Origin of the sequence: Glycomyces sp. NPDC047010 (assembly GCF_040644205.1) — a bacterium.
GTDB lineage: Bacteria > Actinomycetota > Actinomycetes > Mycobacteriales > Micromonosporaceae > Glycomyces.
Genome location: NZ_JBEYVY010000011.1, coordinates 104,980 through 127,826, shown reverse-complemented (window position 1 = coordinate 127,826; position 22,847 = coordinate 104,980). Strand labels below are relative to the sequence as shown.

24 protein-coding genes are annotated in these 22,847 nt (G+C 71.8%); 5 read left to right on the top strand and 19 right to left on the bottom strand.

Annotation, left to right across the window (positions count from 1 at the left end; all coding sequences use genetic code 11):
- Positions 1–4: 4 nt before the first annotated feature.
- A complete protein-coding gene (locus AB0A65_RS21515) occupies positions 5–652 on the bottom strand; it encodes a hypothetical protein (RefSeq protein WP_359953706.1) in 648 nt (215 codons plus the stop codon).
- A 108-nt stretch (positions 653–760) separates the two neighbouring features.
- Between AB0A65_RS21515 and AB0A65_RS21510 the strand changes: the two genes are divergently transcribed.
- Positions 761–1,213, top strand: a complete 453-nt coding sequence (locus AB0A65_RS21510) for a DUF4259 domain-containing protein (RefSeq protein ID WP_359953704.1) — start codon at positions 761–763, stop codon at positions 1,211–1,213.
- On the opposite strand, the gene AB0A65_RS21505 is transcribed toward AB0A65_RS21510, so the two are convergent.
- The 8 genes from AB0A65_RS21505 to AB0A65_RS21470 form a co-directional block, all read right to left on the bottom strand.
- Positions 1,198–1,593: a DUF4190 domain-containing protein gene (locus tag AB0A65_RS21505; RefSeq protein ID WP_359953702.1), complete on the bottom strand. Its 396-nt coding sequence runs from the start codon at positions 1,591–1,593 to the stop codon at positions 1,198–1,200. The genes AB0A65_RS21510 and AB0A65_RS21505 overlap by 16 nt on opposite strands.
- Positions 1,594–1,785: 192 nt before the next feature.
- Entirely contained in the window at positions 1,786–2,973 is a 1,188-nt protein-coding gene (locus AB0A65_RS21500; protein ID WP_359953701.1) for an RtcB family protein, read from the bottom strand.
- A 107-nt stretch (positions 2,974–3,080) separates the two neighbouring features.
- Positions 3,081–5,318, bottom strand: a complete 2,238-nt coding sequence (locus AB0A65_RS21495; protein ID WP_359953699.1) for an ABC transporter substrate-binding protein — start codon at positions 5,316–5,318, stop codon at positions 3,081–3,083.
- Positions 5,319–5,399: 81 nt separating this feature from the next.
- Complete coding sequence (locus AB0A65_RS21490; RefSeq protein WP_359953697.1) at positions 5,400–6,290, bottom strand: arginase family protein; 891 nt, start codon at positions 6,288–6,290, stop codon at positions 5,400–5,402.
- Positions 6,291–6,627: 337 nt separating this feature from the next.
- On the bottom strand, positions 6,628–7,497 hold the full coding sequence (locus AB0A65_RS21485) for a tetratricopeptide repeat protein (RefSeq protein WP_359953696.1): 870 nt from the start codon (positions 7,495–7,497) through the stop codon (positions 6,628–6,630).
- Positions 7,498–7,578: 81 nt separating this feature from the next.
- Positions 7,579–8,043: a ribonuclease HI gene (rnhA, locus tag AB0A65_RS21480; protein WP_359953694.1), complete on the bottom strand. Its 465-nt coding sequence runs from the start codon at positions 8,041–8,043 to the stop codon at positions 7,579–7,581.
- 10 nt (positions 8,044–8,053) lie between these two features.
- On the bottom strand, positions 8,054–8,641 hold the full coding sequence (locus AB0A65_RS21475) for a TMEM165/GDT1 family protein (RefSeq protein WP_359953692.1): 588 nt from the start codon (positions 8,639–8,641) through the stop codon (positions 8,054–8,056).
- 177 nt (positions 8,642–8,818) lie between these two features.
- Complete coding sequence (locus AB0A65_RS21470) at positions 8,819–10,048, bottom strand: MFS transporter (RefSeq protein ID WP_359953690.1); 1,230 nt, start codon at positions 10,046–10,048, stop codon at positions 8,819–8,821.
- A gap of 120 nt (positions 10,049–10,168) precedes the next feature.
- Between AB0A65_RS21470 and AB0A65_RS21465 the strand changes: the two genes are divergently transcribed.
- On the top strand, positions 10,169–11,338 hold the full coding sequence (locus AB0A65_RS21465; protein ID WP_359953688.1) for an ROK family transcriptional regulator: 1,170 nt from the start codon (positions 10,169–10,171) through the stop codon (positions 11,336–11,338).
- Here the strand turns inward: AB0A65_RS21465 and AB0A65_RS21460 are convergent.
- Positions 11,335–11,790, bottom strand: a complete 456-nt coding sequence (locus AB0A65_RS21460) for a VOC family protein (protein WP_359953686.1) — start codon at positions 11,788–11,790, stop codon at positions 11,335–11,337. The genes AB0A65_RS21465 and AB0A65_RS21460 overlap by 4 nt on opposite strands.
- Before the next feature lie 75 nt (positions 11,791–11,865).
- Here AB0A65_RS21460 and AB0A65_RS21455 point away from each other — a divergent pair, with 75 nt between their 5' ends.
- Positions 11,866–12,216 carry a hypothetical protein gene (locus AB0A65_RS21455; RefSeq protein ID WP_359953684.1) on the top strand — a complete coding sequence of 117 codons (351 nt, stop codon included), beginning with the start codon at positions 11,866–11,868 and terminating at the stop codon, positions 12,214–12,216.
- Positions 12,217–12,277: 61 nt separating this feature from the next.
- On the opposite strand, the gene araA is transcribed toward AB0A65_RS21455, so the two are convergent.
- The 4 genes from araA to AB0A65_RS21435 all read right to left on the bottom strand — a co-directional run bounded on the left by araA (position 12,278) and on the right by AB0A65_RS21435 (position 16,783).
- Complete coding sequence (gene araA, locus AB0A65_RS21450) at positions 12,278–13,774, bottom strand: L-arabinose isomerase (protein ID WP_359953682.1); 1,497 nt, start codon at positions 13,772–13,774, stop codon at positions 12,278–12,280.
- Positions 13,775–13,780: 6 nt separating this feature from the next.
- The gene (locus AB0A65_RS21445; protein ID WP_359953680.1) at positions 13,781–14,464 is read right to left on the bottom strand and encodes an L-ribulose-5-phosphate 4-epimerase; all 684 of its coding nucleotides are present in this window, start codon (positions 14,462–14,464) and stop codon (positions 13,781–13,783) included.
- The gene (gene araB, locus AB0A65_RS21440; RefSeq protein WP_359953678.1) at positions 14,461–16,125 is read right to left on the bottom strand and encodes a ribulokinase; all 1,665 of its coding nucleotides are present in this window, start codon (positions 16,123–16,125) and stop codon (positions 14,461–14,463) included. Before araB ends, AB0A65_RS21445 begins: the two co-directional genes overlap by 4 nt.
- Positions 16,126–16,414: 289 nt before the next feature.
- The gene (locus AB0A65_RS21435) at positions 16,415–16,783 is read right to left on the bottom strand and encodes a hypothetical protein (protein WP_359953676.1); all 369 of its coding nucleotides are present in this window, start codon (positions 16,781–16,783) and stop codon (positions 16,415–16,417) included.
- Between the two features lie 259 nt (positions 16,784–17,042).
- Between AB0A65_RS21435 and AB0A65_RS21430 the strand changes: the two genes are divergently transcribed.
- Together AB0A65_RS21430 and AB0A65_RS21425 are read left to right on the top strand one after the other, a co-directional pair.
- Positions 17,043–17,459 (top strand): CBS domain-containing protein, encoded by a 417-nt coding sequence (locus AB0A65_RS21430; protein WP_359953674.1) that lies wholly within the window; start codon positions 17,043–17,045, stop codon positions 17,457–17,459.
- A gap of 115 nt (positions 17,460–17,574) precedes the next feature.
- Positions 17,575–18,141 carry a hemerythrin domain-containing protein gene (locus AB0A65_RS21425; protein ID WP_359953673.1) on the top strand — a complete coding sequence of 189 codons (567 nt, stop codon included), beginning with the start codon at positions 17,575–17,577 and terminating at the stop codon, positions 18,139–18,141.
- A gap of 39 nt (positions 18,142–18,180) precedes the next feature.
- Here AB0A65_RS21425 and AB0A65_RS21420 read toward each other — a convergent pair whose 3' ends face one another.
- The 5 genes from AB0A65_RS21420 to hisH all read right to left on the bottom strand — a co-directional run bounded on the left by AB0A65_RS21420 (position 18,181) and on the right by hisH (position 22,845).
- Positions 18,181–18,984, bottom strand: coding sequence for an RNA polymerase sigma factor SigF (locus AB0A65_RS21420; RefSeq protein WP_359953672.1), 804 nt, complete (start codon positions 18,982–18,984; stop codon positions 18,181–18,183).
- A gap of 130 nt (positions 18,985–19,114) precedes the next feature.
- Complete coding sequence (locus AB0A65_RS21415; protein ID WP_359953670.1) at positions 19,115–20,842, bottom strand: methylmalonyl-CoA mutase family protein; 1,728 nt, start codon at positions 20,840–20,842, stop codon at positions 19,115–19,117.
- 241 nt (positions 20,843–21,083) lie between these two features.
- Positions 21,084–21,485: a Rid family hydrolase gene (locus tag AB0A65_RS21410; RefSeq protein ID WP_359953668.1), complete on the bottom strand. Its 402-nt coding sequence runs from the start codon at positions 21,483–21,485 to the stop codon at positions 21,084–21,086.
- A gap of 17 nt (positions 21,486–21,502) precedes the next feature.
- On the bottom strand, positions 21,503–22,234 hold the full coding sequence (gene priA / locus AB0A65_RS21405; protein WP_359953666.1) for a bifunctional 1-(5-phosphoribosyl)-5-((5-phosphoribosylamino)methylideneamino)imidazole-4-carboxamide isomerase/phosphoribosylanthranilate isomerase PriA: 732 nt from the start codon (positions 22,232–22,234) through the stop codon (positions 21,503–21,505).
- A complete protein-coding gene (gene hisH / locus AB0A65_RS21400) occupies positions 22,231–22,845 on the bottom strand; it encodes an imidazole glycerol phosphate synthase subunit HisH (protein ID WP_359953664.1) in 615 nt (204 codons plus the stop codon). The genes priA and hisH overlap by 4 nt, the downstream gene beginning before the upstream one ends.
- Positions 22,846–22,847: the final 2 nt, after the last annotated feature.

Here is a 22,847-nt window from a genome sequence, read left to right as displayed (position 1 = left end):
TCGCTCAGCTGATCGAGGCCGCCCCGGCGCGCAGGGCGGCGATCTCCTCCGGGGTGGACTCGCGGGCGACGACCGCGATGTCGCACATGAACTCCCGCTGGTCGGCCGGGAACGCGGCGGCGACCCGCTCCGGCTCCTCCACCAGGGCCTTGTAGATCTCGATCCCGTTCGCGTAGAACAGATCCACGAGCACCAGGCCCCCGTCGGCACGCCGCATCACGTTCCCCGGGTTCCGGTCCAGGCCGCCCCAGAACGGCACCACCCGGGCCGCGGCCGCATCGAGCCGCTCGGCCTCGCTCCGCACCGCACTAACCGGATCGCCCGGCTCCGCTGCGTCCCAGCGCGACAGCACCGCCTCGCGCTCCTCCGTACTCGCGGGCATGAGCGCCTCCATGACGGTGATCCGGCCGCCGCCCGACAGCTCCGCGTCGAAGTCGATCCGCGGCAGCATCGGATGCCCGGCGAGCAGGCCGCACAGCTCCGTGAACACCCCATAGCCCGGCTCGAACGCGCACACGCGGGCCACGACCCGCCCGTCCGGCGAGCGCCACACGTACGCCCAATCACCTGCGCCGCAGACGTTCCAGCCCTCGGCCAGCAGCACCGCGGCGGCGGCCCGATGATCCAGTCCCGCAAACCCCTCGAATTCCACGACGGGAGCATAAGCACCCGCGCACCCCCGGCGACACCCGTTTTCGGCGGCACTGTCGTACGCCCCGCCTACACTTCGGACCACCATCGACCCCCGAAGGAGCAGCGCATGGGCGCCTGGGATTACGGACCTTTCGACAACGACGGCGCCTGGGACTGCGTCGGCGCCCTCACCGACGACCCCGACGCGAACACCGAGCGCCTCGAAGCCGCCATGCTCGAAGTCCTCGTCGTCCTCGACTACATCGAGAACCCGGAGGCCCAAGCCGCGGTCGCCGCCGCAGTACTCACCGCAATCCGCCTCGGCGCCCCCTCCCCCACCGACCGCATCACCGACCTCCTCGCCGCCCACCCCTTCAACCCCGAACCCCTCCACGACCTCGCCCGCCGAACCCTCCTCCGCATCACCGCCAACCCCCGCGACAACGAATGGCACGACCTCTGGGAGGAGTCAGGAGCCCTAGAAAAGGTCGTCGCCCTCCTGGCCCCGTACAAGGCGGTCCTGGACGTCCCCCAGTCCGAGGCGCGCCCGTCGCAGGACGCCGATCAGTCTGAGGAGTAGGCGACGACGGTCACGATCACGTTGAGGACTACTGCGATCACTCCTGTCACCAGCCCGGCATGCGCGGAGGACCGGTTCGTCGCCAGACCTTGGTCGGCCTTGGCCGTACCAATCGAGCCGAAGATCACCGCGAGCGCTCCCGCGACGAACCCGACGCAGCAGGGAACCCAGCTCAAGGCGAGGCCCGAGATGCCTATCGCCAAAGCGGCCACGCCCATGCCGTTTTCGGGCCCAGGCGGGGGCGGCGCAGGCGGAGGGGCTGCCGGGTAGACCGGGTACACCGGGATGTAGTACATCGGAGCCGGAGGCGGCGGTGGGGCCGCAGGCGCATCGGGGTTCGGGGGTTCGGATTCCTGACCGGCAGCGGAGGAGTCGCTCATTCAAGGGCTTTCAGGCAGTCGGGGTCGAGTCACCGAGTGTAGTTCGACAACTGCGACACAAGGAACCCCAACGGCGATTGCCGACCGAACGTGCACCGGAATCCAACCGGGAGGCCCGGTCCCGACATCCCAACCAGGACAGACAAAGCGCCGGGCCGGACGCGCTATGCGCGTCCGGCCCGGTGGGGGCGGTCAGCCCTTGACGCAGACGACCTGGCGGAGGCGGGCGGTGACTTCTACGAGGTCGGACTGGGCGGCGATGACTTCGTCGATGTCCTTGTAGGCGGCCGGGATCTCGTCGATGACGCCGGGGTCCTTGCGGCATTCGACGCCCTCGGTCTGGGCGATGAGGTCCAGGGCGGTGAAGCGCTTGCGGGCGGCGTTGCGGCTCATCCGGCGGCCCGCGCCGTGGGAGGCGGACTCGTACGCCTCGCCGTTGCCGAGGCCGCGGACGATGAAGCTCGAAGCACCCATCGAACCGGGGATGATCCCCATGTCCCCGAACCCCGCCCGGATGGCGCCCTTGCGGGTGACCAGGAGGTTCTCACCGTAGTGGACCTCCTCCGCGACGTAGTTGTGGTGGACGGAGATCTCGGGCTCGAAGCGGGCCTTCGGGAACTTCTTCCGGACGACCTGTCGCAGCAGGGCCATCATGACGGCCCGGTTGCGGCGGGCGTAGTCCTGCGCCCAGAACAGGTCGCGCCGGTACTCCTCCATCTGGGGCGTGTCGGCGATGAAGACCGCGAGGTCCGGGTCCGGCAGGTCCGTGTTGTGCGGCAGGCCCTTCGCCTTCTCGATGTGGTACTGGGCGAGGGCGTTGCCGATGTAGCGGGAGCCGGAGTGGAGCATGAGCCAGACCTGGCCGTCATCGGATAGACAAACTTCGATGAAATGATTGCCACCGCCTAGAGTGCCGAGCTGCTTGGCGGCCTTGGCCTCGGCCCGGCGGGCCGGGGACTTGGCGAGGTCGTCGAAGCCGGACCAGAACTCGTGCCAGCCGTGGAGGCCGGTCTTGAGGTGGCCGACGTCGACGGAGCTCTTGTGCATCGCCTGGCCGACCGGGATCGCGGCCTCGATCTTCGAGCGCAGGTGCCCGAGGTCGTCGGGGAGGTCGTCGGCGGTGAGCGAGGTCCGCTGGGCTGTCATGCCGCAGCCGATGTCGACGCCGACGGCTGCCGGGGAGACCGCGCCGCGCATGGCGATGACGGAGCCGACGGTGGCGCCGATGCCGTAGTGGACGTCGGGCATGACCGCGACGCCGTGGACCCACGGCAGCTTCGCGATGTTGTACAGCTGCGACTTTGCCTGGGGCTCGACGGCGTCGACGTCGCCCCACAGGCGGATCGGAGCCGCTTTGGACTGGAGTTCGGTGAAGGACATGGGGGCGGGCTCCTCTCAGAGGGGACACTGTGGACAAAATTGCGCGCGTTGCGTGGTCAATGGTCCTATGCGCGGGCGCGAATGATCAACGCATTTAACGCGAGGTGTCAGCCGAAGACCGCCCAATAGGTGATCGCGGCGCCGATCACTACGACCGGGTAGGCGATTCGGGAGCCGATGGTGAGCCATTTGAGGCGGCGTTTGCGGCCCTGGGCGGCCCAGGAGGAGCCGACGAGGTCGATGACGAGGAGGCCGACGCATATGAGGATGAACAGGTAGTACAGCCACTCGATGGCCACGGTGTAGGAGATCGCGGGGAGCACGCCCGTGACCGAGTTGAGCATGACCGCGCTGGAGAGGATGCCGGTGATCGCCATGGAGACGCGCGAGGTCACGGCGTCGTAGCCGAGGAACAGGGACACGTACGTGGCCATCACGAGCAGCCCCAGCGGGAGCAGGTTCTTGACGAGGAAGCCGCCGACGTCCCGCCGCACCTGGAGGTCCGTCACGAACTGGCTGTAGTAGAGCCCGCCCGCACTGTCGGCGCCCGGGTCGCCCATGTTCGCGGTGGTGCCGACGGTCTCGGCGGTGAACAGGGCCTGGTCGACCCGCCAGTTGGGGATGCTGTCGATGGTCGCGGCGGCGTCGCCCGCGCTCGCGAGCCGCTCGGCCTGGGTCTGGGCGCGCACGGCCGCGTCGAGGACGTAGACGACGCTGCTGTCGGGCAGGGTGCGGTTCTGGAGCACGATCGGCAGGTGCTGCACGTCGAACGGGAACCGGCGGAACTCCAGGTCGGCCTTGAAGGTCCCCTCGACGTGGAACAGGCGGTACTTCGTGTCGCCGACCTGCTTGGCCTCCAACGGCTCCCCGAGCGTGAGGCTCTTGTCGGCCGAGTTGGGGAACCACACGTCGAGCACGTCGTCGCCGCCGGTGTAGTTGAACCAGATGAACATGTCGGCGGAGAACGTCCCGGCCTGCGTGTCGAGGTCGCGGACCTCGTTGATGTTGACGCCGGTGCTGACGATCTGGGACGGGATGAGCACCTCCTCCTCGAACTCGACGGCCGTCCCGTCGGCGAGCTCCGCGCCCGCGTCCTGCCCGGAGGTCGGCGTGTACGGCACGAGCTGCACCGGGGCCGAGACGGGCCGGGTGCCGCTGAACATGCCCATGCGGACCGGCCGCACCAGCGTCCGGTCGTCGAAGTACAGGGGCCCGGTGAGGCCCTCCGCGGCGGTCTCGGGCGAGTCGGTGGCGGCCCACGCGTCGCGCAGCAGCTCCCGGTCGGCCGCGCGGTCGGCCGGGTCGAGGCTCGCCCCTTCGAGGCCGTGGGCGATGAGCGCGAGGGCGTCGCCGCCGGTGAGCGCGGGCCAGTCCGGGACGTACCCGTGCTCGCGCACGAACGCGAGCAGGAACTTCAGGGACTCGCCGGTCAGCGAGTCGGTGAGGACCGGCGCGGTCGCGTAGATCGGCGCGGTGAGCGCGGCCTCGTCGGCGCCGTCCGCGAGGAGCGCGTCGTGGACCTCGGCGGTGAACACCTCCGAGGAGAGCTTGTCGCCGCCGATGACCGGCTCCGTGACGCCCGCGGCGCGCAGCCCCGGGATGACGCGTCCGGCGAGGTCCGAGCGCAGGCCGAGGACGATCGCACCGCGGTCGGGGTCGGCGGCGATCGAGGCGACGGCGGCGTCGATCGCGGCGTCGGTGTCCCCGGCGAGGTCGATCGCGAGGTCCCGCTCGGTGCCGCCGAACGCGGAGCTGAAGCCCTGGTGGATGTCGGTGCCGTACCGGTCGTCGCCGTGGACGATCGTGGCGCGGTCGAGCCCGAGGACGGCGTCCACGTACGCGGCGAGGAACGCGCCCTGCTGCGTGTTGTCGAAGATCCCCTGGAAGTACCAGGGCCGGTCCGCGGTGAGGTCGTCGCCGGTGGCGGACGGGCTGATCGCGGGGATGCCGGCCGCGGCGTAGACCGGTGAAGCGGCGATCGACGGGTCGGTCGTGGTGTGGCCGATGACGGCGATCGCACGGCCGTCGGCGACGATGGCCTCGGCGTTCTCCTTGGCCTTGAGCGGGTCGCCGCCGTCGTCGTAGGCGAGGATCTCGACGTCGCGGCCGTCGATCCCGCCCGCCTGGTTGAGGCGGTCGGCGGCGAGCTGCACGCCCGGCAGGAGGTCGGTCTCGATCTCCGCGGTGTCGGCGCCGCCGAGGTCCCCGGCGACCGCGACGTACACGGGTTCGGGCGCGGAGGCGCGGGCGATGAGGACGACCGCGAGGACGGCGAGCGCGGCCAATGCGACGGCCGCGGCCGCGACGAGGGTCCAGCGCCTGCGGGTCGTCGCGGTGCGTGCCATGGGCGCCCCTCCTCCGAGTGCTCCCAACCAGCTCTACCCGAATCGGGGCCGCGGTTCAGCGGTTCCGGAAGATCGGCGCCGCTACTGGAGGGTCTCCACGAGGAGGTCGGTGAGGGCCTTCGCGTGCTCGCCGTCCGGGTCGTAGTCGGGGTCGAAGACGGTGAAGTCCATGCCCGCACACCGGTCGTCGGCGGCGCAGGTGGTGATGATCTGGCCGAGTTCGCCGAGGGAGATGCCGCCGGGGGCGGGGCCGTCGACCGCGGGCAGGATCGACGGGTCGATGACGTCGACGTCGACGTGGAGCCAGAACGTGGCGACGTCCCCGACCGCGTCCAGGGCCCACTCGGCGCTGCGGCCGACGCCGCCCGCGCGCAGGGCCGGGACGGTGCGCAGTGAGATCCCCGTGGCTTCGAGCTCGACCCGGTGGGGGTCGTCGGAGCGCAGGCCGAGCATGACGAGGTGGTCGGTGTCGACGTAGGGGCGCAGGCCGCCGATGTCGGTGAGGTCCGGCTGGCCGCGCCCGGTCGCCAGCGCGAGCTCCTCTGCGGCGGCGGCGCCGACGTACTGGGAGTTCCCGGGGTGGCGGAAGTCGGAGTGCGCGTCGATGAAGACGAGGCCGCGGGGTTTGCGGTCGCGTTCGGTGCGGCGGCGGGCCGCGAGGACGGGGCCGAGGAGGATCGAGCAGTCGCCGCCGAGGACGAGGGGGAAGCGGCGCTCCTGCCAGAGGCGCTCGACCCGGTCGGCGAGGCGGCGGGTGTACTCGGCGATGGCCTTGGCCTGGCCGACGCCGTCGCCGGGGCGCCATGCGGAGGCGTCGAAGCGGGGCGGGGTGAGGCATCCGGCGTCGACCGCGTTGAGGCGGGCGAGGAGCCGGTGGTCGCGAAGGGCCCCAGGGGCTTTCGCGGCGCCGGGGACGGTGTGCTGGGTGGGCGGGCGGAGGCCGAGGTTCGAGGGCGCGTCGAGGACGGCCACGCGTCTCGTCCGAGTCGCCGGCACTGTCACCTCCCACCATCACGCTGTTCCGTAGTGCCTGTCCGGTGAATCAGGGCGAGTCGGTGTCCGAGTCCGTTCGTTCGCTCGCAAGGCGGAGGCTCCTCCGAATACCGGTGTTGTATTCGGAGGGCCCGACAACGCAGCGAGCGGGCGAACGGGCCGGACAACGGCCGTTCTGATTCACCGGACAGGCACTAGCTTGGCACAGGGAACGCCGCGGCACCAGGTGATCTACCTCCTCCGAACGGCCGGACCTCCGCGGCGTGCGGGTGCCGCGGAGGTCCGTGAATGCTTGGGGCCGTTCGGTTCCGGTCGTCTAGAAGAGGACGGCGCTGAGCTTGCGGCGGGCCTTGGCGACCGCCGGGTCGTCCGAGCCGGCGACGGTGAACAGCTCCACGAGGCGCTTGCGCACGCGCTCGCGGTCCTCGCCGAAGTTCTTGGCCACCAACCCGATCAGCCGCTCGTAGGCGGCCGGGGCCTGCCCGGAGAGGAGCTGGAGGTCGGCCGCGGCCAGCGCGAGGTCGATGTTGTCGGGGTCGGCGTCGGCGAGGGCGACGGCGTCGTCGGGGAGGGCCCCGACGCGGCGGATCATCCGCACCTGCGCGATGCCGGCCTCGGCCTCGTCGGACGCGGGGTGGTTCTTGAGGTACCTGTCGTAGACGGCCTCGGCGCCGTCGAGGTCGCCTTCGGTGAGGAGGGCCTCGGCGCGGGCGAGCTCGGGGTCCACCGGCTGCGGGACGTCGAGTCCGGCGGCCTGGGTGACGCGGCCGATCCACTGGCGCAGGGCCTGCTCGGTCTGGGGGCCCTGGAGGAGGTCGAGGGGGCGGCCCTGGGCGAGGGCGACGACCGCGGGGAGGGCCTGGAGCTGGAGGGCGGCGGCGAGCTGCTGGTTCTCCAGGACGTCGGCGCGGGCGTAGACCCAGGCGCCGGCGGCCTCGCCCGCGAGGACCTGGAGGGTGTCGCGGACCTGGAGGCTCTCGGGGACCTGGTCGGCCCAGAACGCGACGACGACGAGCGCGTCGAGGGAGCGTTCGAGGACGTCGGTCTGGACCGTGGCGTCGGTGACGTCGAGGACGGCTCCCGCGGGCGCCCCGTAGGAGGCGCTCTGCTGCTGCGCCTGCGCGGCGGCGGCGAGGGTGCTGAGGTCGACGCCTCCGGAGAATCGTGACGGTACCTGGTCGCTCATGACGGTGATTGTTCCATTCTCATCGGGGACCGGCGGTCAGGGCCGGGGAAGGTGTGGGCCGGGCGGCGCGGGGGCGGGGCCTCAGCGGCGCCCGGCGGCCTCGTCGCGGCCCTGGACGGCGAGCTTGTCGGCGCGCTCGTTGCCGGGGTCGCCGGAGTGGCCCTTGACCCAGCGCCAGTCGACCTCGTGGCGGGCGGCGGCCTCGTCGAGGCGCCGCCACAGGTCGGCGTTCTTCACCGGTTCCTTCTTGGAGTTGACCCAGCCGTTGCGCTTCCAGCCGTTCATCCAGGTCAGGATGCCGTTGCGGACGTAGGACGAGTCGGTGTAGAGCACGACGGCCATGGGCCGCTTGAGGACCTCCAGGGCCTGGATGGCGGCCATGAGCTCCATGCGGTTGTTGGTGGTGGCCTTGTCGGAGCCGTACAGCTCCTTCTCGTGGTCGCCCCATTTGAAGTACACGCCCCAGCCGCCGGGGCCGGGGTTCCCCGCGCAGGCGCCGTCGGTGTAGATGACGGCGGTGTCCTCGTTCTCGTCCGGTTTCGGCATGACCGCCAGCTTAGCCCGCGAGCGCCGTCACGGCCTCGACGCCCAGCAGCACGCCGATGACGAGGAACAGTCCGGAGGAGACGTAGCGGACGACCTTCTCGGGGATGCGCTTGGCGACCCAGGCGCCCGCGAACACGGCGAGGAGGTCCGCGGCGAGCATGCCGAGGGTGCCGCCGACCCACACGCCCCAGCCGTTGTAGCTGGAGCCCAGGCCCATGCCGATGATCATGGTCTTGTCGCCGAACTCGGCGAGGAACATGGCGGTGATGACGGTGAGGAGGCCGGAGCGGCGCTCTTTGACGGGGCCGTCCTCGTCGTCCTCGTCCTGGCCTTTGCGCAGGCCCCACAGGCCGAAGCCGATGAACATGACGGCGGCGGCGAGGCGGATCCAGTCGGTGGGCAGGAGGTTGCCGACGGCGGCGCCGACGCCGACGGAGAGGCCGATGAGGGCGCCGATGGCGATGACGAGTCCGAGGATGACGGTGCGGAGCCGGTACTTCGTGGCGAACGTGAGGGCCATGAGCTGGCTCTTGTCGCCGAGCTCGCCGACGAAGATGGCGCCGAACGCGACGCCAGCGGCGATGAGCAGAGCTTCCATTGAGGGTGATCCTCCCAGTGTTCACGCCGGGAGGAGGATAGACAGGACCTCGACCCGGCCGTACGGCCTTGGTCGAAGGTCTCGCTCGCCTCGGTGTCGAGGCCGTGCGGCCGGGCGCCCGAGGGCGCCAGTGTGTCGACCGCAGCGTTGGGAGCTACTCCCCTTCTGCGCTGGCAATCATACGTGAGCGCCGGTAGCGGCCGCGACGGGCGCGGGGTGTGGCGTTCGCCGCGCGAGGCGGCGCATGGTGAGGGGGCCGCCGACGGCGATGAACGCGGCGAGGGCGGCGGGGACGAGGAGCCCGGTGGTGAGGCTGGTGCCTTCGGAGAGGAAGCCGATGGCGGCGGGGCCGACGAGGAGGCCCGCGGAGCCGGACATGGAGATGAGGGCCACGTTCGAGGGCGTGCCTCCGGCTTGGCCGATGGCGCTGAAGAGGACGGGGACCATGACGGCGATGCCGGTCCCGGCGAGGACCCATCCGGTCCAGGCGAGCGCGAGGCCGCCCGCGGCGCCGGAGGTGAGGACCAGGGCGTACCCGGCGGCGGCGAGGGCGCCGGCCCACAGGAGGGTGCGGCCGGGGCCGAGGCGGGCGCGCACGGGGTCGCCGAGGAGGCGGAAGACGGTCATGGCGACGGCGAAGACGGTGTAGGAGAGGGGCGCGAGGGCGTCGTCGGCGTGGAGGACGTTGGCGGCGTGGAGGTTCGCCCAGTCGATGGCGCCGGATTCGACGAGGTGGCCGCCGAGGCCGAGGAGGAAGAGGGCGGCGAGGAGGACGGCGCCGATCTTCGCCGCGGGGGCGGGAGATCCGCTGCCGCCGCCCTGGGTACCTCTCGTGTCTTGACCCGGGGGCGGCAGCAGCGGACGGGTGGTGGCCGCCATGAGGGCGGTGGCGGCGATGGCTACGGCGATGAGGATGGCCTGGTTGCCGAAGCCGAGGACGAGGCCGAGGGAGGTGAGGGCTCCGGCTGCGGCGCTGCCGAGGCTCCAGAGGCCGTGGAACGCGGAGATGATCGGGCGTCCGAAGCGCTGTTCGAGTTCGACGGAGTGGGCGTTGATGCCGACTTCGATGAAGCCGACGCCGACGCCGTAGAGGGCGGCCGCGGCGAGGAGCGTCGCGTAGTTCGGGGCGAGCGCGGGGGCGATGAGGACGAGCTGCGTGGCGGGGGCGGTCCACAGGAGGAGGCGGCGGGAGGTGATCCGGTCGGCGATGCGCCCGGCGAGGGCCATGGACGCGAGGCCGGTGAGCTGGATGAGCAGGAGCGCGGTGCCGAGGCGGGCTTCGCCGAGGCCCAGGCGGGCGTCGATGCCGGGGAGGGACGCGGCCCAGGCGCCCATGACGAGGCCGGAGACGGCGAAGGCGCCGTGGAGGCCGAGGCGGGCGCGGCGGAGCGCGAGCGGGTCAGACATGGGGGTCCTGGTTCCGGGTCGGTTTTTGTTCTCGATGTGAACATAACAGGCCGCGGGTCGGGCCGTCAACGGTTTTGTTCTCGGCGGGCACAAAAATCTGGCGGCTGGCATAATCCCCGTATGCCGCAGACGATGACGAGCGCCGACCTCCGGACCCGCAACCAGGTCCGGCTCCTGCGCGCCGTCCACGACGCGGCCGCGCCGTTCACGCGGGCCGAGGCCGCCCGGCTGCTGGGCATCGGCCGCAACACCGCCGCCGCGCTCGTCGGCGAACTGGAGGCCGCGCGGCTCCTCCACGAGGTCCCCGCCGAGGCCGGCGGGCGCGGGCGGCCCACGACACTGCTCGTCCCGCATCCGCAAGGGCCCCTGGCGTTCGCGGTGGACTTCCGCGAGGACACCTGGACGCTCGCGTCCGTGGAGCTCGGCGGAAGGATCACCGAACTCGAAGGGGGCGAGCACGACCGGACCCCGCGGGCGTTCGCCGACATCCGGGCGGCCGTGGCGCGGCACGAAAGCGACCGGCTCGCGGTGCTCGGCTTCGCCACGTCCGGGCCCATCCGGGACGGGCACCGGCTCCACATCTCGCACCTCGGCTGGGACGAGGTGGACCTCGGCGCGCTCGTCGGCGACGACTGGCCGGTCACGGTGATCGACAACGACGCACGGCTCGCGGGGCTCGCGGAGGCGCGGCGGGGCGCGCTGCGCGGCAAGGGGACCGCGATGCACTTCCACATCGACTTCGACATCGGCGGGACGCTCCTGCTCGGCGGCGACGCCCAGCGCGGCGCCCACAACGTCGCGGGCGAGTTCGGGCACATGCCGCTGACCGGGTCGCCCCTCGAATGCATGTGCGGCGTGCGCGGATGCTGGAGCCTCGACGTGGGCGCCAACGCCCTCGTGCGCCGCTTCGGGACGCGGCCCGGCTACGGCGAGGGCCGCGGACTGGCCCGGGAGGTCCTGCGCCGGGCCGAGGACGGCGACGCGGAGGCGACGGAGGCGGTCGACGCGAACGCGGCGGCCCTCGGGCGGGGCCTCGGGGCGCTCGCGAACGCGCTCGACCCCGAGGCGATCAGCCTCTCCGGGCTCGGCGTGGACCTGATCCGGCTGCGCCGCGAGGTGATCGAGGCGCACTGCGCCGAAGGGCTCATGGCGTTCCGCCGCGACGAGCCGCCGCAGATCCTCGCGGGGACCGTGGGGGCGGCGGGCCCGCTCACCGGCGCGGCCGAGATCGCGTGGGACGCGATCCTCGACCCCGACCGGGTGCGCGAGCGCCTCCAGCCCAAGCGCTAGACCACGTCGAACTCGTTGCCCTCCGGGTCGAGCAGCGCCACGGCGTAGTGCCCGGAGTCGGGGTCGTCGTTGACGCGCACCACCGTGGCACCGGCCTCGACCATCCGGTCGACCACGGCGCCGACGCGCTCGATGCGCACGTCCCGGGGGACGCCGCGCCCGCCGCCGGGCTTCAGGTCGAAGTGGAACCGGTTCTTGAGCGACTTCGCCTCCGGAACGGCCTGGAACCACACGCGCGGCCCGCGCCCGGTGGGGTCGACGATCGATTCGGGGAGGTCGCCCGCGCCGGGCGGCAGCTCCTCCGGGGGCACGCCGAGCGACTCCCAGTAGGCGCGCCAGGTCGCGTGCCCCTCCGGCGGCGGCTCGGGAACGTAGTCGAGGGCCGGGGCCCAGAACGCCACCATCCGCTGCGGGTCGGCGCAGTCGACGGTCAGTTGGAATCTCGTGTCCATGCCCCCGAGGGTGCCAGAGGGGTCCGACAGTACGCCCGGTTCGCGGATGTCGGACCCGTCGGTCATGCTCGGTGCATGGCGAAGCAGCGCAAGCCCGCACCCAGGCGGCAGTTCATGGTGGTCGCGCGGACGGGGCCCGGCCGCTGGCCGCACCCCGTCGAAGTGGGCGTCCACCCGGACGGGAAGGACTCGACCGTGTCGTTCTCCATCGGCCCGCACGCCGCGAACGCGGGCGGCACCGTCCCGATCGACCGCGTCCTCGACGGGGACGCCCTGAACCCGATGTTCGCGACCGAGTTCGAGGCGGCCGAGCTGCACTGGCTGGTGCCGCTCCTCGTGCGCCTGCGCGACGGCGAGGACGTGACGGACGAGATCAGGTCGGCCTACACCGCGCTGCACGACAAGCGGCCCGAGACGTTCTCCTAGGGGACGCGAAAGGGCGGGCCCGCAGGCCCGCCCTCAGCGCATGTCATCCCTGCTCGGGGACTCAGATGCCGCCCTCAAGGTGGTGGTACACCTGGTTCCAGCGCAGCTCCTGCTTGAACTCGCGGGCGTTGGTGTCCCCGTCGATCGTCACGAGCTCGACGCCCGAGATCTCGGCGAAGTCCTCCATGACCTCGCGGCCGAACGCCTGCGTGAACGACGTGTGGTGCGGGCCGCCCGCCGTCAGCCAGGCCTCCGCGGAGGTCTGGAGGTCGGGGCGGGGCACCCACACGGCGCGCGCCACGGGCAGGTTCGGGAGGTCCTCGTCGGGCTCGACCGCGTCGACCTCGTTGGCGACCAGGCGCAGCCGGGTCCCGAGGTCGAGCAGGCCGACCATGAGGGCCGGGCCGGGCGGGGCCGTGAAGACCAGGCGGACCGGGTCCTCCTTGCCGCCGATGCCGAGCGGGTGGATCTCCGCGGTCGGCTTCTCAGAGGCGATCGTGGGGCACACTTCGAGCATGTGCGCGCCGAGGATCTGCGGGGACTCCGCGCCCAGGTTGTACGTGTAGTCCTCCATGAAGGAGGTGCCGCCGGGCAGGCCCGTCGCCATGACCTTCATGAGCCGCACCAGGACCGCGGTCTTCCAGTCGCCCTCGCCGCCGAAGCCGTAGCCGTCGGCCATGAGGCGCTGCACCGCGATGCCCGGGAGCTGCTTGAGCGCCCCCAGGTCCTCGAAGGTGTCCGTGAACGCCTTCGCGCCGTGCTCTTCGAGGACCGAGCGCAGGCCCAGCTCGATGCGGGCCGCGTCGCGCAGCGACTCGTGGCGGGCGCCGCCCGCGCGCAGCTCCGGGACCACGTCGTAGTCGGCCTCGTAGACCGCGGCCAGCTCGTCGACGGCCTTGTCCTCGATGGTCGCGACGCGCTCGGCGAGCTCGTTCACGCCGTACGTGTTCACCTCGACGCCGAGGCGGATCTGCGCCTCGGTCTTGTCGCCCTCGGTGACGCCCACGTACCGCATGTTGTCACCGAAGCGCACCAGCTTCAGGTTCTGGACCTCGTTCCAGCCCAGGGCCGCGCGGGCCCAGCTGCCGACGCGCTCCTGGACCTGCGGGTCGCCCCAGTGGCCCACCACGGTCTTGCGGCGGTGGCGCAGGCGCGTGAGCATGTACCCGAACTCGCGGTCGCCGTGGGCGGCCTGGTTCAGGTTCATGAAGTCCATGTCGATGTCGGCCCACGGCAGGTCGCGGTTGTGCTGCGTGTGCAGGTGCAGCAGCGGCTTCTGGAGCGCGCCCAGCCCCGCGATCCACATCTTCGAGGGCGAGAACGTGTGCATCCAGGCGATCACGCCGATGCACTCGTCCGACGAGTTCGCCTCCAGCAGGACCCGCCGGATCTCCTCGGGCGTGGTCAGGACCGGCTTCGCGACCACCTTCACGGGGATCGAACCGGCGCCGTCCAGGCCCGCGACGATGTCAGCGGAGTTCTGCGAGACCTGCTCGATCGCCTCCGGCCCGTACAGGTGCTGGCTGCCGGTGACGAACCACAGTTCTTTTGTTCCCATTGCTTCCTACTGCTCCTTCGGGGCCTGGCCGTAGACGTTCTGGTAGCGGTCGTAAAGCGAGTCGATGTCCGCCTGCGGGATCGGCACCGGCTCGCCGAGCTGGCGCGAGATGTGGACTGTGCGGGCGACGTCCTCGGTCATCACGGCGGCCTTCACGGCCGACTTCGGGTCCTTGCCGATCGTGAACACGCCGTGGTTCTGCATGATCACCGCCGGGGAGCGGTGCCCGCGCAGCGTCTCCACGATGCCCTTGCCGATCGCGTCCGAGCCGATGAGCGCGAACGGGCCCAGCGGGATCTCCCCGCCGAACTCGTCGGCCATCGCCGTGAGCACGCACGGGATCGGCTCCGCGCGCGCGGCCCACGCCGTCGCGTACGGGCTGTGCGTGTGGACCACGCCGCCGGTCTCGGGCATCCGCCGGTAGACCTCGTTGTGGGACTCCGCGTCCGAGGACGGCGACAGGTCCCCTTCGAGGACCTTCCCGTCCAGGTCGGTCACGACCATCAGCTCCGGCGTCAGGTCGTCGTAGGAGACCCCGCTCGGCTTGATGACGATGAGGTCGGTGCCCGGGACGCGGCCCGAGACGTTCCCGCTCGTCCAGGTCACCAGGCCCCAGCGCAGCAGCTCGGAGTGGAGCGCGCACACGCGCTCCTTCATCTCCCGGACCTCGGGCGTCGACTGGTAGCTCACTTGCCTGCCTCCACGGCGATCTCGTTCAACGTGTGCAGCGCGCGCGAACCGCCGCGCCCGAAGTGGTCGTGCAGCTCCTCGTACACCGCGTACAGGCGGTCGTACGCGTCCGCGCGGGCCTCGTCCGGGACGTACGCGTTCCGCTCGACCTTGCCCATCGCCGCCGACGCGGCGTGGATGTCCGGGTAGGCGCCCGCGGCCACCGCCGCGTGGATCGCCGAGCCCAGCGCCGGGCCCTGCTCCGAGGTGAGGACCGTGATCGGCATGCGCAGCACGTCCGAGTAGGTCTGCATGAGCCACTTGTTCTTCAGCAGCCCGCCCGCGGCCACGAACTCCTCGATCGGCACGCCCGCCTTCACGAGCGTCTCCACGATCATGCGGGTCCCGAACGCCGTCGCCTCGACGAGCGCCCGGTAGATCTCCTCGGGCTTCGTCTGGAGCCCCAGCCCCAGGACCGCGCCGTGCAGGGCGTGGTCGACCAGGACCGAGCGGTTCCCCGAGTGCCAGTCCAGCGCCACCAGGCCGTGCGCGCCCACCGGCTGCTCCGCGGCCAGCTCCGTCAGGTACTCGTGGATCGAGACCCCGCGCGCCGCGGCGGCCTCGGTGTAGGAGGCGGGGACGCCGTTCTTGGTGAACCACGCGAAGATGTCGCCGACACCGGACTGGCCGGCCTCGTAGCCCCACAGGCCCTTGGTGATGCCGTCGCGCACGACGCCGCACATCCCCTGGGCCTCCTTCAGCTCCTCGCCGTTGACCACGTGGCAGGTGCTCGTGCCCATGATCGCGACCATCTGGCCCGGCCCCACGGCCTTCGCCGAAGCGGCCGTGACGTGCGCGTCGACGTTGCCGACGGCGATCACGGTGCCCGCGTTCAGGCCCGTCCACTCCGCGGCCTGCGCCGTCAGCTCCCCGGCCTTGTCGCCCAGCGCCGACAGCGGGTGTTCCATCTTCGCGTTGAAGTCCGCGAACCCCGGGTTCAGGGCCGCCAGGTACTCGCGGGAGGGGCGCTCCCCGTCCTGCACGATGCCCTTGTAACCGGCCGTGCAGGAGTTGCGGGTCTCCTCGCCGCACAGCTGCCAGATGATCCAGTCCGCGGCCTCGATCCAGCGGTCGGCGCGCGCGTACAGCTCCGGGTCCTCCTCAAGGAGCTGCAGGCCCTTCGCGTAGGCCCACTCCGAGGAGATCTTCCCGCCGTACCGCGGCAGCCACGACTCGCCGCGCTCGGCCGCCACCGCGTTGATGCGGTCGGCCTGGCCCTGGGCGGCGTGGTGCTTCCACAGCTTCGGCCACGCGTGCGGGCGGTCCCGAAACTCGTCGAGCTCGCACAGCGGCGTCCCGTCGGCGGTCGCCGGGAGGATCGTGCACGCCGTGAAGTCGGTCGCGACACCGATGACCTGGTCGGCGCTCACGCCCGCGGCGGCCAGCGCGGCCGGGACGGCGTTCTTGAGGACGTCGACCCAGTCCTTCGGCGACTGGAGTGCCCAGCTGCGCGGCAGGCGGACGCCGGAACCGGGCAGGGCCTCCTCGATCGCGCCGTGCTCGTAGACGTGCTCGGCGCTGGCGAGTTCGCGCCCGTCCGCCACCGACGCGACGACGGCGCGGCCCGAGAGCGTGCCGAAGTCGATCCCGATAGCAACGGCACCGTTGTCGCTGCCAGTCATTTGCAGCCTCCTTGGGCTCGTTCAGAAGTGACCGTTCACATGCACGGAGTCCCCCGCGCGCGTGCGGACCCGCCCCGGCGCGCGCTTGAGGGCGCTTTCACGCGGGTGGATCTCCCACAACCTAACGCATTCGCACGTTCGGTACCAGTGGCGGTCAGGCGTTCCGGCCCCGAAAGCGGACATGCCGCCCCGTTCCGGAGGGCCCGCGCGGGCCCGCTGTGACGCAGCTCCCTGGCCCGGACACGCCGCACCGGCGGGCCGTCGGGCCCGCCGGTGCGGTCTCGGGGGCTCAGCGGCCGACGAGTCGGCGCAGCTTCGAGCGGCGCGGGCGGATGCGGCGGGCGAGGTCGCGTACGGACCGCGCCTCGGAGCGGCGGTGGCCGCGGGTCACGGCGACCGTCACGACGGTGGCCGTGACGGCGCCCGCGGCGGCGACGGCCACCGTGAACGGGTGGCGGCGGACCGGGGCGAACGGGCCGTGCGCGTCCTCGGCGTCGGGCGCGAGGCCCAGGCGGTCGCGCATCTCGGCGACGGCGTCGTTGATGCGGTCGCGCGCGTGGTCGGCCTCGCGCAGGAGCGCCTCGACGGTGGACCCGGGCTCGCTCTCGGGCACCGTGCCGGGAGTCGTGTCGGTGGGGTGGGTGCTCGTGCTGGTCATCGGTGCGTCCTTCCGTGCGGGGCCCGGGCCTGGCGCCCGGGCGCGTCTGATGGCGTCCTGGGGATCGGCGGCATCACCCCGTCCGGGTTCCCGGAGCGGCGGCGGCGAAACACGCGGTTTCGCGGGCGGGGCGGCGGGTAGCCGGGAGGACGGGGCGGGCGGCGACGGATTCGGCGCTTCTCGCCCGGGACCGCGGCGATCCGGAGAAAATCGAGGAACATTCACTACTCGGGCGGTCCCGATGAAGGAGATGGGCCACATGGCAACCGCACGCGAACTCATGCACACCGGGTGCACCTGCGTCAAGAGCGACCAGACCGCGGCCGACGCGGCGCGCCTCATGACGGAGCTGAACGTCGGCGCGCTCCCGATCTGCGGCGCCGACGACGAGAAGATCAAGGGCATGGTCACCGACCGCGACCTGGTCGTGAACGTCATGGCCGCCGGGGAGGACGCCGCGACGTACACCGTCGACCGGCTCCCGCAGGGCCACCTCATCCTCGCCGACGCGAACGAGGACATCGACATCACCATCGCGAAGATGAAGGAGCACCAGATCCACCGCATCCCCGTGATCGACCAGGGGCGGCTGGTGGGGATCATCGCGCTCGCGGACGTGTCACACGGCATGCCGGAATCCGTCACCGGCGGCCTGGTGGAGTCGATCCGCTCCTGACCACGGTCGTCAGGAGCGGACGGCCCCGGGGAGGGCCGCCGCCGGAGCTCCCGGCGGCCCTCCCGCCCCCGTACTCCCCCGAAACCGAGTGCCCCGACACCCTGAGGAGGCAGCGATGCCCCGGACAGAACAGGACACCGATCTCATCCGCGTGGTCGAGGACGACCACCGCGCGTTCGAGGCGGCCTTCGCCGAACTGGAGGCCACCGCTTCGGAACCGGTGGGCCGCAAGGCCCTCGTGGACCACCTCGTCGCGAACCTGGTGCGCCACGCCGTGGTCCAGGAGCAGTTCGCGCACCCCGTGATCAGGAAGCGCCTCGACGACGGCAAGGCCGTCGTCGAGCACGAGCTGGCCGTCTACGGCGAGGCCGAGATGGTCATGAAGGCCCTGGACGAGCGCGGGCCCGCCGACGCCGACTTCGAGCCGCTCCTGGAGCGGCTCGTCACCGGGGTCAGGGCGCACATCATCGCCGAGGAGGCCGACCTCCTCCCCCGGCTCGGCGCGGCCTGCGACGCCGAGGAGCGGCAGGACATCGGGTTCAAGATGCTCGCGGCCAAGGACTTCGCGCCCACGCGGCCGCATCCGCACGCGCCGGACTCGACGCCCGCGAACCTCGTCGTCGGGCCCGGCGTCGGGCTCGTGGACCACATCCGGGACGCCTTGGAGCACCGGGACGTGTGAGCGGGGCGGGGCGGCGGGGGGACCCGCCGTCCCGGTCCGCTACTCCGGCTCGGGCGCCTGCTCAAGGCCCTCGCGGAGTTCGCCGAGCGTGCGGTGGAGGAGCCGCGAGACGTGCATCTGCGAGATGCCCACCTCCTCGGCGATCTGGGTCTGCGTCATGTCGCCGAAGTACCGCAGCGCCAGGATCTTCTGCTCGCGCTGCGGGAGCTCCTGGATGAGCGGGACGAGCGACTCGTGGTCCTCGACCAGGCCGAGCGCGGCGTCCTCGCCGCCGACGGTGTCGCCGAGGCGCGGCGCCCCGTCGTCGGCGGACGGCGCCTCGTCGAGCGAGAGCGCCCGGTACGCCTGCCGGGCCTCGTGGCCCTGCTGGACCTCCGCCTCGGTGATGCCGAGGTGCTCGGCCGCCTCGGCGTCGGTCGGGGGCCGGCCGAGGCGCTGCGACAGTTCCGCGCCCGCCCGGTTCACCGCGATCCGCAGCTCCTGGAGCCGCCGCGGGACCCGCATGGGCCAGCTCGTGTCGCGGAAGTGCCTCCGGACCTCGCCCATCACGGTCGGCACCGCGTACGAGAGGAAGTCCGTCCCCTGGCCGGGGTCGAAGCGGTCGACCGCGTGGATCAGGCCCACGGACGCGGTCTGCACCAGGTCGTCCTTCGCGATCCCCTTGCCGGAGAAGCGCTGTGCGATGTGCTCGGCGAGCGGGAGGTGCCCGGTCACGAGCCGCTCCCGGACCTCGGCCCGCCGCGGGTCGTCCGCGTCGAGCCCGGCCAGCTCCCAGAACAGCGGCGCCAGGTGCGCGTACTCGTGCGGGCCGCGCCGCTTTCCCTCTGTCTCTTCGTCTCCCATGCGATCGCCCTCCTGCCCCTAATGGACATCGGTTTGAAGCATGTTGCCCCATATAGGTACTTGACACCCCATTGTTACACCGTTGCGGGCGCGAGATCAACGGCGCGGGGTGAACATCGTGTCGACCGGGTCAGATGGCGGCGTTCTCGCGGTACTCGCCCCACTCGTCGCGCAGCGCCCCGCAGATCTCCCCGAGCGTGGCCTCCACTCGGGCGGCGTTCAGGATCGGCTCGATGAGGTTCGCGGTCCCCTTTGCGGCCGTGACGATCTCGGCGAGGGCCCGCTCGACCGCGGCGTTGTCGCGGCCCGCGCGGCGCTCGGCGAGGAGCGCGTTCTGGCCGTGCTCGACCTCGCCGGAGACGCGGAGGATCTCCAGGTCGGAGGTGACGGTGTTGGTCAGCTCGGTGACGCCGACGATGTGCTTCGTGCCGTCTTCGAGCTGGCGCTGGTACGTGAAGGCCGACTCGGCGATCTGGGCGTTGAACCACCCCTCCTCGATGCCGCGGAGGATGCCGGTGGTGACCGGGCCGATCTCGTGGCGCCCGGCCGCTTCGCGGGCGATGTCGGCCGCGTTCTCGCCGGTCTCGCCGCCGAGGGCGAGGATCTGGAGGAACAGGTCCTCGGCCTCGGCCTCGATCTTGTCGGTGAGCGCCTCGACGTACCAGGAGCCGCCGAGCGGGTCGGCCACGTTGGTCACGCCGGTCTCGTCGCGCAGCACCGCCTGGGTGCGCAGGGCGATCTCCGCGGCCTGGTCGGTGGGGAGCGCGAGGGTCTCGTCCAGCGCGTTGGTGTGCAGGGAGTTCGTGCCGCCCATGACGGCCGCGAGCGCCTCGACGGCGGTGCGCACCACGTTGTTGTACGGCTGCTGCGCGGTCAGCGAGACCCCGGCGGTCTGGGTGTGGAACCGGAGCCATTGCGCGCGTTCGGTCTCGGCGCCGTAGACGTCGCGCAGCCACTTCGCCCAGATGCGGCGGGCCGCGCGGAACTTCGCGACCTCCTCGAAGAAGTCGATGTGCGCGTCGAAGAAGAACGAGAGGCCCGGCGCGAACACGTCCACGTCGAGGCCGCGCGACAGGCCGAGTTCCACATAGGAGAAGCCGTCGGCGAGGGTGAACGCGAGCTCCTGCGCCGCAGTCGATCCGGCCTCTCGGATGTGGTACCCGGAGACGGAGAGCGGCTTGTAGCGGGGGATGTTCTCGGCGCAGTAGGCCATGAGGTCGCCGATGAGGCGCAGGTGCGGCTCGGGCGGGAACAGCCACTCCTTCTGCGCGATGTACTCCTTGTGGATGTCGGTCTGGAGCGTGCCGTCGAGGGTGGAGAGGTCGACCCCCTGGCGCTCGGCCGCGGCGAGGTACATGCAGAAGATCGGGACGGCCGGGCCGGAGATCGTCATGGAGGTGGTGACGCCGCCGAGGCCGATGCCGTCGAAGAGGCGGTCCATGTCGGCGGTGGAGTCGATGGCGACGCCGCAGTGGCCGACCTCGCCGAGGGAGGCGGGCTCGTCGGAGTCGCGGCCCATGAGCGTGGGCATGTCGAACGCGACGGACAGGCCGCCGCCGCCCGCGCCGAGGAGCATCTTGTAGCGGGCGTTCGTCTGCTCGGCGTTGCCGAACCCGGAGAACTGCCGGATGGTCCACTGGCGGCCGCGGTAGCCGGTCGGGTAGAGGCCGCGGGTGTACGGGAACTCCCCAGGCCAGCCGATGCGGCCCATGCGCGGGTCCTCGACGCCCTCCGGCGGACCGTAGACGGGCTCGACTTCGAGACCCGACAGGGTCGTGAAGTCGGCGTCGCGCTTGGCGGCGTGGGCGTAGCGCTTGGCCCAGCGCTCACGGCCTTCGGCGATCTCTTCAGCGTCCACGGTGACACCTCACTTTTGGCGAGACTACGGCGGGCCTTCGGTCGGGCCCACGGCCAATACTACTGAACGGTCGTTAAGCCGCCAGGCGGCATAACTCCCCAAATCATTCCGTATCAACCGGGAGTGTCTCCACAAATCGGGCGTCCGGGGGTCCCCTTGTTTTCAAACGTACGCGAGGGGTCCGACACTGTCCGTGACGCGAAGCCCGTTCGCGAGCAATCGATGCGAGGCCGCCTCGCGGCTAGTCGATGTCGCGCCAGGCCCGGAACGCCTCCAGCTCCACGGCCACGAGCTGGCCCGGGTGGAAGAGCCCCGTCACGATGACGACGGTGGCGGTCGGCAGGACGACGCCGAAGAACTCGCCGTGGACCCGGCCCACCGGGTCGGCGTGGGCCGGGTCGGTCACGTAGAGGCGGGAGCGCACGACGTCGGAGACCCCGGCGCCTGCGTGGACCATCGCGTCGAGCGCGGTCCGGAACGCCTCGCGGGCCTGCCCGGCCGGATCGCCCTCCAGATGCGGGCTCGCCTCGACGTCGGCGGTGCACGCGCTCGTGAGCACGAGCGGGCCCACCGCGACGGCGCGCGAGTACCCGTAGAGCTGCGCCCACGGCCCGGTCTCCGGAACCCGTTCGACCAGTGCCATGCGCGCCTCCCCTTGAGCTACATACCTTTCAGCAGGTTCAACGCTTCAGCGACCGTGAAGTTACGCTCGTACAGCGCGGTTCCCACGATCGCGCCCTCGACCCCGGCGTCGACGAGCCCGGCCAGCGCCCGCAGGTCGTCCAGGGAGGACACCCCGCCGGAGGCGATCACGGGCTTGTCGGTGGCCTCGCAGACGCTGCGCAGCAGGTCGAGGTTGGGGCCCGAGAGCATCCCGTCCGAGTTCACGTCGGTCACCACGTACCGCGCGCACCCGGCGCGCTCCAGGCGCTCCAGGGTCTCGAACAGCTCGCCGCCCTCGCGGGTCCAGCCGCGCGCGGCGAGGCGCCCGCCCTTGACGTCGAGGCCGATGGCGACGCGGTCGCCGTACTCGCCGCAGATCCGGTCGCACCACTCCGGGTCTTCGAGCGCGGCGGTGCCGATGTTGACGCGGCGGACCCCGGAGGCCAAGGCGCGCTTGAGGGTCTCGTCGTCGCGGATGCCGCCGGACAGCTCGACCTGCATGTCGACCTGGCCTGCGACCTCGGCGAGCAGCTCGTGGTTGGAGCCGCGCCCGAAGGCCGCGTCGAGGTCCACGAGGTGGAGCCACTCGGCGCCCTGGCGCTGCCATTCGAGGGCCGCCTCGACCGGGTCGCCGTACTGCTTGCCCGAGCCCGCGACGCCCTGGACGAGCTGGACGGCCTTGCCTCCGGTCACGTCGACGGCCGGGAGCAGTTGAAGTTCGGTCATCACAATTCCTTGATCCAGTTGGTCAGCAGCGCGTACCCGGCGTCGCCGGACTTCTCGGGGTGGAACTGGGTGGCGGCGAGGGCGCCGCGCTCGACGGCCGCGATGAACGGCTCGCCGTGCTCGCACACCGCGACGAGCGAGCCCGCGGGCTTCGCCTTGGCGGCGTAGGAGTGCACGAAGTAGAAGCGCTCGTCGGGGCCGATCCCCGCGAACAGGCGCATCCCGGCGTCGGCGCGCACGGTGTTCCACCCCATGTGCGGGATGCGCGGGGCGTCGATGAGCTCGACGCGGCCTTCGAGGACGCCGACCCCGGCGGTCTCCACGCCGTGCTCGATGCCCTCGGTGAACAGGACCTGCTCGCCCACGCAGATGCCGAGCACGGGCGCGTCGGCGGCGACGCGCTCGCGGATCACGGCGTCGACGCCGCTCTTGAGGACGCCCTCCATGCAGGCCGCGTAGGCCCCGACGCCGGGGACGACGAGGCCGTCGGCGCGGCGGGCCGCGTCGAGGTCGCTGGTGAGCGTGACGTCCGCTCCGGCGCGCTCCAGGGCGCGGAACGCGGAGCGGAGGTTGCCCGAGCCGTAGTCGAACAGGGCCACCGTCGGCTTGGTCACCT

Excerpts from the sequence above, each read along its gene's own strand:
- AB0A65_RS21500 (WP_359953701.1), bottom strand. The coding sequence starts at position 2,973 with ATGTCCTTCACCGAACTCCAGTCCAAAGCGGCTCCGATCCGCCTGTGG.
- AB0A65_RS21510 (WP_359953704.1), top strand. The coding sequence starts at position 761 with ATGGGCGCCTGGGATTACGGACCTTTCGACAACGACGGCGCCTGGGAC.
- araA (WP_359953682.1), bottom strand. The coding sequence starts at position 13,774 with ATGGGAACAAAAGAACTGTGGTTCGTCACCGGCAGCCAGCACCTGTAC.
- AB0A65_RS21460 (WP_359953686.1), bottom strand. The coding sequence starts at position 11,790 with ATGGACACGAGATTCCAACTGACCGTCGACTGCGCCGACCCGCAGCGG.
- AB0A65_RS21465 (WP_359953688.1), top strand. The coding sequence starts at position 10,169 with ATGCCGCAGACGATGACGAGCGCCGACCTCCGGACCCGCAACCAGGTC.
- rnhA (WP_359953694.1), bottom strand. The coding sequence starts at position 8,043 with ATGCCGAAACCGGACGAGAACGAGGACACCGCCGTCATCTACACCGAC.
- AB0A65_RS21420 (WP_359953672.1), bottom strand. The coding sequence starts at position 18,984 with ATGGGAGACGAAGAGACAGAGGGAAAGCGGCGCGGCCCGCACGAGTAC.
- AB0A65_RS21485 (WP_359953696.1), bottom strand. The coding sequence starts at position 7,497 with ATGAGCGACCAGGTACCGTCACGATTCTCCGGAGGCGTCGACCTCAGC.
- AB0A65_RS21475 (WP_359953692.1), bottom strand. The coding sequence starts at position 8,641 with ATGGAAGCTCTGCTCATCGCCGCTGGCGTCGCGTTCGGCGCCATCTTC.
- AB0A65_RS21505 (WP_359953702.1), bottom strand. The coding sequence starts at position 1,593 with ATGAGCGACTCCTCCGCTGCCGGTCAGGAATCCGAACCCCCGAACCCC.
- AB0A65_RS21425 (WP_359953673.1), top strand. The coding sequence starts at position 17,575 with ATGCCCCGGACAGAACAGGACACCGATCTCATCCGCGTGGTCGAGGAC.
- AB0A65_RS21470 (WP_359953690.1), bottom strand. The coding sequence starts at position 10,048 with ATGTCTGACCCGCTCGCGCTCCGCCGCGCCCGCCTCGGCCTCCACGGC.
- araB (WP_359953678.1), bottom strand. The coding sequence starts at position 16,125 with ATGACTGGCAGCGACAACGGTGCCGTTGCTATCGGGATCGACTTCGGC.
- AB0A65_RS21410 (WP_359953668.1), bottom strand. The coding sequence starts at position 21,485 with ATGGCACTGGTCGAACGGGTTCCGGAGACCGGGCCGTGGGCGCAGCTC.
- AB0A65_RS21435 (WP_359953676.1), bottom strand. The coding sequence starts at position 16,783 with ATGACCAGCACGAGCACCCACCCCACCGACACGACTCCCGGCACGGTG.
- AB0A65_RS21430 (WP_359953674.1), top strand. The coding sequence starts at position 17,043 with ATGGCAACCGCACGCGAACTCATGCACACCGGGTGCACCTGCGTCAAG.
- AB0A65_RS21495 (WP_359953699.1), bottom strand. The coding sequence starts at position 5,318 with ATGGCACGCACCGCGACGACCCGCAGGCGCTGGACCCTCGTCGCGGCC.
- AB0A65_RS21455 (WP_359953684.1), top strand. The coding sequence starts at position 11,866 with ATGGCGAAGCAGCGCAAGCCCGCACCCAGGCGGCAGTTCATGGTGGTC.